At 62.5% G+C, this 12,037-nt stretch carries 11 protein-coding genes and 1 pseudogene; 9 read left to right on the forward strand and 3 right to left on the reverse strand.

What is annotated here, in order from left to right:
- Window positions 1–221 precede the first annotated feature (221 nt).
- Genes AC3D25_RS20350 through AC3D25_RS20370 form a run of 5 tightly spaced genes read left to right on the forward strand, consistent with a single transcriptional unit; the run spans window position 222 to window position 5,441 of the window.
- Entirely contained in the window at window positions 222–1,325 is a 1,104-nt protein-coding gene (locus AC3D25_RS20350; RefSeq protein ID WP_488890247.1) for an AI-2E family transporter, read from the forward strand.
- Window positions 1,325–2,884, forward strand: a complete 1,560-nt coding sequence (locus AC3D25_RS20355; RefSeq protein WP_488890248.1) for a TolC family protein — start codon at window positions 1,325–1,327, stop codon at window positions 2,882–2,884. The genes AC3D25_RS20350 and AC3D25_RS20355 overlap by 1 nt, the downstream gene beginning before the upstream one ends.
- Entirely contained in the window at window positions 2,881–4,005 is a 1,125-nt protein-coding gene (locus AC3D25_RS20360) for an HlyD family secretion protein (protein WP_488890249.1), read from the forward strand. Before AC3D25_RS20355 ends, AC3D25_RS20360 begins: the two co-directional genes overlap by 4 nt.
- A gap of 19 nt (window positions 4,006–4,024) precedes the next feature.
- Complete coding sequence (locus tag AC3D25_RS20365) at window positions 4,025–5,038, forward strand: DUF2955 domain-containing protein (RefSeq protein ID WP_488890250.1); 1,014 nt, start codon at window positions 4,025–4,027, stop codon at window positions 5,036–5,038.
- A 22-nt stretch (window positions 5,039–5,060) separates the two neighbouring features.
- Complete coding sequence (locus tag AC3D25_RS20370) at window positions 5,061–5,441, forward strand: potassium channel family protein (RefSeq protein ID WP_488890487.1); 381 nt, start codon at window positions 5,061–5,063, stop codon at window positions 5,439–5,441.
- Here AC3D25_RS20370 and AC3D25_RS20375 read toward each other — a convergent pair.
- Both AC3D25_RS20375 and AC3D25_RS20380 read right to left on the reverse strand, forming a co-directional pair.
- Window positions 5,438–5,716 (reverse strand): XRE family transcriptional regulator, encoded by a 279-nt coding sequence (locus AC3D25_RS20375; protein WP_488890251.1) that lies wholly within the window; start codon window positions 5,714–5,716, stop codon window positions 5,438–5,440. The genes AC3D25_RS20370 and AC3D25_RS20375 overlap by 4 nt on opposite strands.
- 34 nt (window positions 5,717–5,750) lie before the next feature.
- Window positions 5,751–6,218, reverse strand: a complete 468-nt coding sequence (locus AC3D25_RS20380; RefSeq protein WP_488890252.1) for a CBS domain-containing protein — start codon at window positions 6,216–6,218, stop codon at window positions 5,751–5,753.
- A gap of 119 nt (window positions 6,219–6,337) precedes the next feature.
- Here AC3D25_RS20380 and AC3D25_RS20385 point away from each other — a divergent pair.
- Together AC3D25_RS20385 and AC3D25_RS20390 are read left to right on the forward strand one after the other, a co-directional pair.
- Window positions 6,338–6,553, forward strand: a pseudogene (locus AC3D25_RS20385) (hypothetical protein); the annotation flags it as partial.
- 177 nt (window positions 6,554–6,730) lie between these two features.
- A complete protein-coding gene (locus tag AC3D25_RS20390; RefSeq protein WP_488890253.1) occupies window positions 6,731–8,038 on the forward strand; it encodes a hypothetical protein in 1,308 nt (435 codons plus the stop codon).
- A gap of 8 nt (window positions 8,039–8,046) precedes the next feature.
- Here AC3D25_RS20390 and AC3D25_RS20395 read toward each other — a convergent pair whose 3' ends face one another.
- Window positions 8,047–9,321, reverse strand: a complete 1,275-nt coding sequence (locus tag AC3D25_RS20395; protein ID WP_488890254.1) for a glucarate dehydratase family protein — start codon at window positions 9,319–9,321, stop codon at window positions 8,047–8,049.
- 187 nt (window positions 9,322–9,508) lie between these two features.
- Between AC3D25_RS20395 and AC3D25_RS20400 the strand changes: the two genes are divergently transcribed.
- Together AC3D25_RS20400 and AC3D25_RS20405 are read left to right on the forward strand one after the other, a co-directional pair.
- Window positions 9,509–10,213, forward strand: coding sequence for a GntR family transcriptional regulator (locus AC3D25_RS20400; RefSeq protein WP_488890488.1), 705 nt, complete (start codon window positions 9,509–9,511; stop codon window positions 10,211–10,213).
- A 525-nt stretch (window positions 10,214–10,738) separates the two neighbouring features.
- The gene (locus AC3D25_RS20405) at window positions 10,739–11,950 is read left to right on the forward strand and encodes a porin (RefSeq protein ID WP_488890489.1); all 1,212 of its coding nucleotides are present in this window, start codon (window positions 10,739–10,741) and stop codon (window positions 11,948–11,950) included.
- The last annotated feature ends 87 nt before the right edge of the window (window positions 11,951–12,037 follow it).

Here is a 12,037-nt window from a genome sequence, read left to right on the forward strand (position 1 = left end):
TGATCCGTTGCATTTCCGATCGATGCGATAGATAGAGCATTTTCAACAGGCCGGATTCGCAGGCGCGGGGACGCCAAGCCACGCCGGTCGCCGGTCGGCTTCGCTAAACGTGGACGGGTTGACGCGCGAGAAGACATTCTTGAGCGCTGACTTTCCTGGCAATCGACTTGGCGCTCGATTGTCGCTGGCAGTTCCTCCAGGTGACCTGCGGGAGACACGCGATGCTGCTCACACCGATTACCGAACGCGTGTTGTCCCGGGAACTGCTCGATGTCCTGATCCGCGCCGGACTCGTTGCCGTGCTGGCCGTTTTTTGCTATCGGATTTTCGCCCCGTTTCTGGACCTCATGGTGTGGGCGCTGATCCTCGCGATCACGCTGTATCCGCTTCAAGTGACACTGCGGCGCAGGCTCGCCAACAAGGATGGTTTGGTCGCCACGCTGATTATTCTCGTGGCTTTTGGCGTCATCCTCGTGCCGACTTATCTGCTGGGCGTCGCGGTGGCGGATTCGATCGAGCACGGCATGGCGATCTTCAAAAGCGGCAGCTTTCGCATTCCGCCGCCAGCGGAGTCGGTGTCCACCTGGCCGATTGTCGGCCAGCGTGTCTACGATTTCTGGCAGCAGGCCTCGATCGATCTCACGGGCGTGGCTCAACGATTCGCTCCCCAACTCAAGGACGTCAGTCTCGCCGTGCTCGGCGCGGTAACCGGACTCGGCGCCGGGCTGCTGGTTTTCTTTGTCGCGTTGATCGTGGCCGGGATCTTGATGGCGCACGGAGAAAAAGGCCACGCCAGCGCTGTCAAGATCGCGTCGCGCATCTCGGGTCCAGAGAATGGTCCGCAGATCACCGAACTTTGCACCTCGACCATTCGCGCGGTCGCGCAAGGCGTGGTCGGTATCGCGTTCATCCAGATGCTGCTCATTGGCGTTGCGTTCGTCGTCATGGGCGTGCCCGGCGCGGGTTTGCTCGCGCTTGCGGTGCTGCTGGTCGGCATCATGCAGTTGCCCGCCACGCTCATTACCGTTCCTGTGATCGTCTTCGTGATCGTCACCTCGGGCGCGAACACCATGACGATCATCTTTTCCATCTACGTGTTCGTGGCGGGCCTTGCCGACAATGTGCTCAAGCCGCTGCTGCTGGGTCGAGGCGTCGCGGTTCCCATGCCTGTCGTGCTGATCGGCGCGCTTGGGGGAATGGTCACGGGCGGCGTTATCGGCTTGTTTATCGGACCCGTCATGCTCGCAGTCGGCTACCAGCTGTTCTGGCGATGGGTAGAAGATCACGGGAAACAAGGGCGCTTGAAAGAAAAGCAGCCGGTCTGATGCGTGGCGGGGATGCCCGGCGCGATACGCGCTTTTACTGGCTGCCGGTCGTCGTCGGCTGTCTGAGCGGCTGTCTGCGTGTCGGTCCCGACTTTCGTCCGCAGCAGGAGAGCTGGACCGAGCACTGGCGCAGCGCGTCCATCGAGGAAGTGACACGGCAGGCCGCACAGCCCGACATTCAGCAATGGTGGCGGGTTTTCGCGGATCGAAACCTGGAGGCGCTGATTGCCCAAGCCGATGCAAACAACGGCGACGTGACGATTGCCGGTCTGCGCGTGCTCGAAGCGCGCGCGCAATTGGGTATCGCGGTCGCGGGCCGCTATCCGCAGGTGCAGCAAGCGAGCGCCGACGCCTTGTACTCGGCGGGCCGGCGCTCGGATGGATTCAATACGCGCTCGGGCGGCTACTGGCAGGTCGGCGCGGGGTTCGGTATCGGCTGGGAGCTGGATTTCTGGGGCCGCTTCAGCCGTGCGATCGAATCGGCGAACGCGGCGTTTTTCGCCGCGCAAGCCAACCGCGATGACGCGCTGGTTCTGCTGCACGCACAGGTCGCCGATACGTATTTCACGCTCCGCACGGCAGAGGCGCGTCTGCGCATCGCTCGCGAGAACGCGCAGTTGCAAAAGCGCAGCTACGACATCGCGCAAAAGCTCTTCAAGAGCGGCGACACCGACGAACTCGACCTGCAGCAGGCGAAAACGCAGTATCTCGGCACGTTGAGCAGCATCCCGGATTTCGAGAGCCAGATCGTGTTTGCGCAACATGCGCTTGCCGTGTTGCTTGGACGGCCGCCTGGTCCATTACCGGAATTGAATGTGCAACCGGGCAAGGAGAATGTGGTGCCGCTCGTGGATCGGGCCGTTCTGCAGGACGTCCCCGCAGATCTTCTGCTGCGCCGCCCCGATGTGCGCGCGGCCGAATTGCAGATGGCGGCGCAATCGGCGCTGATCGGCGTCGCGAAGGCGGACTTTTATCCGTCCGTGTCCTTGCTGGGTTCGCTCGTCTGGAGCGCCGGTTCGCTGACGGGCGCGGCGAGCACGCTTGCCGTGATCGGTGGGCCGAGCGTGACGTGGAACCTCTTCGATCACGGCAAGATCGCGAACAACGTGCGCGTTCAGGACGCCCGGTTGCAGCAACTGACGGTCGCCTATCAGAACACCGTGCGCCAGGCCGCGCGCGAGGCCGACGACGCCGCGACGGCGCTCGTCACCGCCTTGCAACGCGACGCGGTCCTGAACGACGCGCAGGAGGCCGCGCAGCGCTCGCTCAAGCTGGCGAACACGATCTACAGGGAAGGGTATTCGGACTTCCAGCGTGTGCTCGATGCCCAGCGCGCGCTGTTCGCGCAGCAGGACGCGTACATCGTCAACCGCAGCAACGCAGTGGGCAGTCTGATTGCGCTCTATAAAGCGCTTGGCGGAGGCTGGTACTCGGCGCAGCCGCTGATCGATGCAGCAACGCGCCAGCAGATGCAGCAACGCACCGACTGGGGCGATTTGATCGACGAGTCGAATGCGCCCTCCGCCGCTAGCGGCGCATCTGAAGGTGCGTCCCGATGAGCGACAAGCCCGAACCCGCCGCCGCGTCGCCGGACGCTCGACCGTCCCCCGCCGATCCCTCGGGCAAGGCGGTGAAGTGGGTCGTCGTCGCGATCGCGGTCAGCCTGATCTGGTATCTGCTTGCCGATCGCTTTACGCCTTATACGCAACAGGCTCGGGTTCAGGCCTACGTCGTATCGGTGGCGGCGGAAACCTCCGGGCGCGTGACGCGCGTCCTCGTTCACAACAATCAGGAAGTCAGTGCGGGCGACCTGCTCTTCGAGGTCGATAGCGAGCCGTACCGGATCGCCGTCGATCGCGCGCGGGCCGACCTCGACTCCACGCGCAGGCAGATCGGCGCGGGCAGCGCCGGGATCGATTCGGCGCTCGCGTCCTTGCGCGCGGCTATCGCGAATGAAGTCAAGGCGCGCCAGGACAGCGACCGTCTTGAAAGGCTTTATAGCGACGATGAAGGCACCGTCTCGCTGCGTCGTCTCGAAGTGGCGCGGGCGACGCACGAACAGGCGCGGAGCCAGGTCGCGGCGGCGCGTGCCGAAGTGGAGCGGGCGCGCGAGCAGCAAGGCGGTCACGATGCCGATAACGCCCAGTTGCGGGCTGCTCTGGCGGTACTCGAAAAGGCGGAGCTCGATCTTGCCAGTACGCGCATCAAGGCGCGCTCGGGTGGCGTCATCACGGATCTGCGTACCGAGGTCGGCCAGTTCGCGGCGGCCGGGAACCCCGTGTTGACATTGATCGCGATCCGCGATGTCTGGGTCAGCGCGGACATGACCGAAAACAATCTGGGGCATCTGCGGCCCGGCACGCCCGTGGCGATCGTGCTGGACGCGCTTCCGGGCGAAGTGTTCAAGGGACGGCTGCGCAGTATCGGATACGGCGTGAGCGTAGGACCGAGCACGCCGCCCGGCGCGCTGCCCACCGTGCAGAACAGCCGCGACTGGCTTCGGCCCGCGCAGCGCTTTCCTGCGATCGTCGAGTTCGAACCGGACGAACGGGCGCGCCTGTCCAACGTACGCGTCGGCGGTCAGGCCGAGGTGATGGCGTTTCCGGATCCGGCGAGTCCGCTCAATGCGCCGGGCCGCCTGTTTCTGCGCGCGATGAGCTGGGTTTCCTATCTTTACTGAATGACTATCGGCCGCTTGTATGGATGACAGGCTCCCGCTTCTCGGCCGCCGCGCGCTACGCGTCGCAACAGGGACGGCGCTTTGCCTCGCGATCAGCTTCGCGCTGGATCTGGCGGTGCCCGTCGTCGCGCCGGTGTTCGCCGTCTTTCTTCTCGCGACGCAGAACCGGCCGCTGTCGTTCAAGGCCAGCGTCGCTTTCGCGCTGGTCGTGGCGCTGACGACGGGTAGCGGGCTGCTCCTTGTCCCGTTGCTGCGCCACTACGCGTTCGCTGGCGTGCTGCTCGTCGGCCTCATGCTTTTCTTCGCATTTCGCTTCGGATTGCGTGGCGGGAATAATCTCGTCTCGACCTTTCTCGTCGCCGGGTTGACGATGATTTCCGCCGCGGGAACGGCTGACTTCCAGCTGGCCGTGACGGTCGTCGGCGCGTTGGTGAAGGGCTTGTTGCTGGCGATGCTGGTCTCTGCACTCGCTCACCGGTTCTTTCCGGAACCCGTCGGCACGCAGCCAAAGGCGGCCACGCGGCTCGTTCCCGCCGATCAGGCCGCGCGCATCGCACTACGCGCCGCGCTCGTCGTCATGCCGGCCTATCTGCTTGCCATCGCCGATCCCGCCAGCTACATGCCGATCGTCATGAAGTCGGTCAGTCTCGGCAGACAAAGCTGCACCACGACCGCGCGCGGCGCGGCGCGCGATCTGATCGGTTCCACGTTACTGGGCGGCGTGCTGGCGATCGTCTTCTGGTTTGCGCTGAGGCTTTTCGTCGGGCTGTGGATGTTCTATCTGTGGATGCTGCTGTTCGGTCTCGTGGTGGCGCGCAAGCTCTATCGCATCAGCCCGACGCGTTTCTCGCCGGGCTTCTGGCTGAACACTCTGGTCACGATGATCATTCTGCTCGGGCAATCGGTGCAGGACAGCGCGGCGGGCAAGGACGTCTATACGGCGTTCGCGGTCCGTATGGGGCTATTTCTTGCCGTCACGGTCTACGCCTGTCTGATGCTGCAGATTTTCGAGCGACGCCGCCCCGCGCGATGACATATCAAGGAGGTGCATGGCGATGAACAATACGACGAACGACGCGGTCGTCCGCATCCGGGCGCGCGATATCTTGCGGGAATCGTGCAGAACGCTTTGGTATCTGCGCTCGATCCTCGCTGGACTTCTCGTGCTGTTCGTGTTGCTGACGATCATCATGTGCTACGTCGGCGACCCCGTGGAGACGGCGAAGCGAACGCCTTCGCCGCTCGGCGAAACCCTGTACTTTTGCGCGATTACTGCGCTGACCATCGGCTATGGCGACGTCGTCCCGACCTCGACGCTCGGCCGCATCGACGCGGTATTGCTGGGTCTGCTTGGCATGGTCTCCACCGGCCTTATCGTTGCGGCGGCCGTGCGGGGCGTGCAGGAAGCCGCGCGCCGGGCGAGTGTTATGGATTAGAAGCGCAACGCTGCTGGCGGCGCCACGCAGAGCCACGCCACATCGATCGACAAGAACTGCGACAAGCGCCGGCACTGCGCGCCGTGCGGCAGCGTGATCCCGGCGCGCCAGAAATTCACGTCGCGCTCCTTGACGCCGAGGTACGACGCCACCAGGCGCGACGTCGTCTTCGCGCGCTTGATGGTCATGTCGAGCCGGGTCGAGAAGCCCTTGCGGAATTTATCCGAATGGGCGTTCGTCTCAAGATGAAGGTCGAGCGTGTTCGCGCCTCGCATGGCAGTCGGCTCCGAAGTGAAGGTCGGTCACTTTTCACGCGAGCACCGCTGTGCGCGCCGTTTCCGCGCTGCCGCCGCGTACATACACTTCAAGCTGATCGATTTCGAACTGCTGCTCTTCGATCAGATTCTTTACCAGGTCGCCAATGGAAACGAGTCCGACCAGCACCCCGCCATCGATCACCGGCAGATGGCGGATGCGGTGTTCGGTCATCAACGCCATGCAATCATCCGATGTCTGCGTGGAGCGCACGTAACGCACCGCGGTCGACATGATGTCGGCTACCGGCGTGTTTCTCGACGACCGGTCCTGGAGAATGACCTTCCTTGCGTAGTCGCGCTCCGTCACCATGCCGCACACGTCGACGCCGCGCGTCACCACCAGCGCGCCGATCCGCATACGCGACATCAGGCCGATAGCGTCGAACACGCTGGCGGCGGCATCGATGGTATAGAACGAACGATCGGTCTTGGACTTCAACACATGCGCAACGCTTGCCATAACTGGACACTCCGAAGGTGATCAAGAACAAGCTTTCAATAAGCCTTCACGAGTCACCAATGTAGCTGAGCGCTTCGCGTCACAAAACTCGTATTTTTAATGTGTTCACTTCGGGAAAACCGATGGATGGCGGCGCGATGGTGCTGATTCTCGGCATCGACCGGTTCATGTCCAAATGCCGCGCGTTGACCAATTTCGTGGGCAATAGCGTGGCGACGATGGTCGTGTCGAACCGGGAAGGCGCGCTCGATCGAACGATGCTGTCGGCGACGTTAGGCGCGAGCGGCGGCGGCTGGTCTTTGCGGCGCGCGCGTCGGCCGCGGGTTCGGCCATGATATGCCGCAAGCCGAAACCGTCCGTGGCTATCGGCCGTTCACACGACGAACCGGCTTTCCGAAGGCTTTGCCGGAAACCGCTAAAATGGGTCCGCCTTGATGAACACGTCAGGCCGCAGCCCCTTGAGCAGGACCACCGTTCGCCGGGTTGCCTGGCCTGCATTCCCGGGAAACCCTGTGAGCGCAATCGAAAACTACTGGTACGCCGTTCAGCGGCGCGTCGACGAACCGGCAACGATTCTTGCCTTCAATACCGACAGGGACGCTCAAGACGGTTCGCGAGACCCGGCATTGCTGCCAGGCGTATCGACGGGCGGTCTCATGGCGGCGCCCGAGATCGACACCGATAACGCGCTGAGTTCGACGTTCCAGGGCCCGCCCCGGTTTTACTTCTACAAGTCGATCCGGTTCCGCAAGGACCAGGGTGAATGGGGCGTCTTCATCGTGACGGGCGGTCGCGATCACGTCGCCGAGCGATTTGCACCGTACTGCTCTTCGGTTGAAGATGCCCGCCGGGTCGCGACCGAATTTCTCATGGCGTGCGGCAAGGCGCATTACCGGTTCGACCTGTTCGCGATGTCGCTCGAAGCGACGCTGCAGCATTGGTTATATGTCCCGTATCTCACGGCGAGCAGAATCGCGAACGCGCCTCGCCTCGAAACCGCCTACGTTCATCAGGCGGCCATGGAATGGGCCGCGAAACATGGCATGACGTCGCCTGTCGCGAAGATTCTCGAACGATGGACCACCGATACGGCCGTGCACAGCATTCCGAGGCGCTCACTCGGCGCTTATCTCGCGACAGCGCTCACGGACGGCTTCGGCGCGTTGTCCGGTCCCGCGCGCTACGATCAGGCCGACTGGGCAAATACGATTCCCGATGCGTTCCTTAACGAATGTCCCGGCCCTCACATCCTCAAAGGCCAGCTTCCGGCCGAGAGCGCAGAAGATACCGAGCCGTCCTACCTGACGCCCGAGGCGTGGTTGTCGCGCTGGGGCGTGCAAAACTACACGAGGCTCGAAAGCGGGGACTACTACGTGGACGGGAATCTGACCGTATTCGGCGATGCCTTCCCGCAAGGAAAATTTCCACTGCGCATCAGGGAGATAACGGGCAACTTTATCTGCCAGGAAACCAATCTTTCGACGGTGGACGGGCTTCCGAGATCGGTCGGCGGACAGGTGGATATCGCTCGAAACAGGCAATTGCGCAATTTCCGCCGTATCCACCGGCACTTGACCTCGGTCTACGGCGGTGTCGTGCGCGTCAGTGAAGAGTGTGTCGAATGCGCCGTGCTCGGGCTTTTGCGCATCGAGGGCGTGAGCCGAATCGAGGCGACGCGCGACGCGGGTAAGCCCGCGGGGAAAAGCTGGGTTCCGATCGTCAACAGGCATCTGCCTATCGGCGACATACACCATCCGGCGCTGATCGAATGTCAGAACGAGCTTATCAGCGCCGGGCTGGAAAACCACGGCGCGATCTAGCTTGCCGCTTAGAAACGCGGATTCTTGCCGCTGAAACTCGAATCGTACTTCTGCATCTGCGTCAGGTCATCGCGATTACGCACGCCGCACGACAGATACTGAACGTGGAGTTCGGCTAGCCGGTCGCGGTCGAGTTCGACGCCCAAGCCCGGCGCGGTCGGCACGCGAATCGCGCCGTTCTCGAAGCGCACGCGGCCGCCCTTGATGACTTCTTCTTCCTGCCACGGGTAATGCGTATCGCACGCGTAGGTCAGGTTGGGGATGCTCGCGGCGACGTGGGTCATCGCCATCAGGCTGATGCCGAGGTGCGAATTGGAGTGCATCGACATGCCCAGATCCCACAGCCTGCACATGCGCGCGAGCGTTTGCGTCGCGCGCAGACCGCCCCAGTAGTGGTGATCGGACAGCAACACCTTGACCGATCCGATCTCCGCGCCGCGCCGGAAATCGTCCATGGTGGTGATGACCATGTTGGTCGCGAGCGGCAGGCGCGTGTGCTTCGCCAGCTCGGCCATGCCTGCTAATCCTGGACATGGGTCTTCGTAGTATTCGAGTAGTTCGTCGAGTTCGGGTGCGGCCGCGATGCTCGTTTCGAGTGTCCAGTTGGCGTTCGGGTCGAGGCGCAGCGGCAGGCCGGGGAACGCCTCATGCAGCGCACGCATGCACGCAATTTCGTGCGCCGGCTCGAACACGCCGCCCTTGAGTTTGATGCTCTGGAAACCATAAAGGCCGATCATCCGCCGCGCCTGCGCGACGATTTGCTCCGCGCTCAGTCCTTCGCTCCAGGCATCGGGTGCATACGGCTTGTCTACATGCTCGGCGTACTTGAAAAACAGATAAGCGCTATAAGGCACGGCGTCGCGAACCTTGCCGCCGAGCAGATCGACTATCGGCGCGCCGACGACTTGCCCTTGCAAATCGAGCATCGCGACTTCAAGCGTGCTGATGACTTTCGGCGCGTTCTTCGCCGAGTGCGAACCCGGCGCAAGCTCGAATTCGACCGCGCCGACACTTGGCCTGATTGCCGTGCGTACGCGCTCTTCCATTAAGTTGAGGTCGAACGGCGACAGACCGATCACCAGCGGCTTCGCCTGTTCGAGGACGCGCAACATCGGCTCGTCACCATAGGTCTCCGAGATGCCGACGCGGCCATCGCTCGTCTCCAGTTCGACGATCGCGCGCAGCGCCCAAGGCTCATGGATGCCCGCAGCGTTGAGCAAAGGGCCGTCGCGGAAGGCGATCGGCGTGATTCTCATCTGGGTGACGGTGATGTCGCGAGTCATGGCAGCATTCCGGAAAAGGAAGAGTTCGAAGCGAATCGGCTCATTGTAAAGCACTAATGTATTAGTGCGTCAGTGGGAAAATTACTCACTTCCCCACGCTCGTGTGCATGCGGGGCTCGGCTATAGTACTAATATTTCAGTGGGTAAAAGCGGCGCCTATGCCAGCCCACCTCGTTTTGGTCCTGCCATGAAAATCAGCGATTCCCCGTCGAGGGCGACCCGGCTCGACCGGTCCCGGCATGCCGCACCGCAAGTATTCGAGCGCCTGCGCGAAATGATTTTGTCGTTGGAACTGGCGCCCGGAACGGTGCTCTCACGCGCCGATCTGGCGACCCGGTACGGCCTCAGTCAGACACCCGTGCGCGACGCGCTGATGAAGCTCGGAGCGGAGGGTCTGGTCGACATATTCCCGCAGCACGCCACCGTCGTCAGCCGGATCGACGTGACTTCCGCGTTGCAGGCGCACTTCCTGCGCCGCTCGATCGAACTGGAAATCGTGCGCACGCTCGCGGAGCAGCGCGACGACGCGCTTATTGGCCAGTTGCGCGCGACGATCGCCGCGCAAAGGGCGGTGCGCGATTTGAAGACTTATGAGCAGTTTGCTCTGCTGGATCAGACCTTTCATCGTCAGATGTACGACGCGGCAGGCGTGCCGCAACTCTGGGATCTGGTGCGCCAACTAAGCGGCCATATCGACCGGCTGCGGCACCTGCATTTGCCCGTCAAGGGCAAGACGTTGGCCGTGGTGCGCGATCACACCGCCATTGTCGACGCTATCGAAAGTGGCGACGCCGACGCCGCGCAGGCGGCGTTGCGCAAACATCTCTCGGGTACGTTGAGCCAGGTCGATCAAATCCGCACGCGCCATCCGGATTTCCTGACAGACGCTTGATACGGTTTTCGAACTCGCTCTCTGAAGCAACGCCTGAATTCCCACCCGAAACGCCAAGCTCGTTGCCAGCGTCTAAACACGCTCGGCAGCGTCGATTAGGCGGCGAATCTCCCTCGTCAAGTGAACCTTCCGGCAAGACTCAAGAGCCGTTCTGCCTGCGCGACCGGCTTCGCTTGTTCAATTCAAAAATGTTCCTTTTGCCATCTAATCTAGTTATCGGATAGCCAGCTTATTTCGCCGACGATCACGGCGATGCCGCCGCTTAAAAGGCCGCAGACTCCCATAAAGACTAAGTTTCAAGCCTCCTGGCGGAAACATCTGAAGCCTTCCCCCAACGACCTTAAATGGTTAACCCGATCTTTCTCGGCCGCAGCGTCGGAGTACGTTCTGATCCGCAAGCAACGCATCCGCCGTCGTATCGCTCGTGGGGAGACCACGTGGATTCAGACGCGCTATTCACGAGCGCGTAGCAGACCGACTTCAACCGACAAGGGAATCGAAAAAGTGAAACGTCAACTTAAGCGCATGAGTGCAGGTGTAGTGGCGGGTGCCGCGGTCATCGCGAGTCCAGCGTTCGCACAGAGCAGCGTGACGCTCTACGGTATCGTCGACGATTCGATCGTCTACCAAAGCAGTCAGACGAACTTGGCTAAGACCAATCCGGGCCGTTCGAACGTCAAGACCGGTTCGGGCGTCTGGGCGGGTAGCCGCTTCGGCCTGAAGGGTTCCGAAGATCTGGGCGGCGGCACCAAGGCCATCTTCCAGTTGGAGTCGGGCTTCGATACCAACTCGGGTTCGGGTCAGTTCACCAACGCGCTGTTCGCGCGTCAATCGTGGGTCGGCGTGACGAACGCCGCCTACGGTACGGTTTCCGCAGGTCGCCAGTACGCGTCGTACTACACCATCATGTCGCCGTACAGCCCGACCAACTGGCTGACGGGCTACTACGGCGCGCACCCGGGCGATCTGGATGGTCTCGACACGATCTACCGCGCAAACAACTCCATCGTCTACACGTCGCCGGTGCTTTACGGCCTGACGCTGAGCGGTTCGTACTCGTTCGCGGGCGTCCCGGGCAGCGTGTACCAGGGCTCGACGTGGGCGACCGGCGCGCGATACACGGCAGGCCCGATCGGCCTGGCGGTGGCGTTCTCGCGTATCAACAACGCAGCCAACGGCGGTGGTATCTATAGCGGCGCATCGACGACCGTCAACGACCCGACGAGCACGACGGGCGGCGGTCAGGCTGGCGTGTCGGCGATCACGGCTGGTTACCAACGTGCGCAAGCGCAACAGCGCTTCGCGGTCGGCGGTGGCTACACATTCAACAGCGCGTGGGACATCACGGCGACCTACACGAACGTTCAGTACATCCCGGGCGTGAATTCCGGCTTCGCGAGCGAAGCGGTCTTCAACACGGCTGGCACCGTGCTGCACTGGAAGGCATCCCCGACGTGGGACTTCGGCGCTGGCTACAGCTACACGTGGGCAAGCAAGGCGAACGGCATCAACGACGCAGCGTCGTACCACCAGTTCACCTTGTCCCAGTACTACTCGCTGTCGAAGCGCACGGGTCTGTACGCGCTTGAGGCATTTCAGCGCGCGAACGGCCGGACGTTGTTGGCAAACGGCAATCAGACGGCTGCCAACGCGTCGATCGGCGACGGCTTCCAAAGCGCACCGTCGGCATCGCGCAGCATGTTCGCAGGCGGCGTCGGCATTATTCACCGCTTCTAAACCTTGAGCCGGTTGGCGGGAGCCAGTTGCGCTCCTTGCCTGCTGGAGGTCGTCGTTATCTAAACGTTCGAAAAGAATCATGAGAAG

The sequence above is a fragment of the Caballeronia sp. SL1002 genome (genome assembly GCF_057814995.1).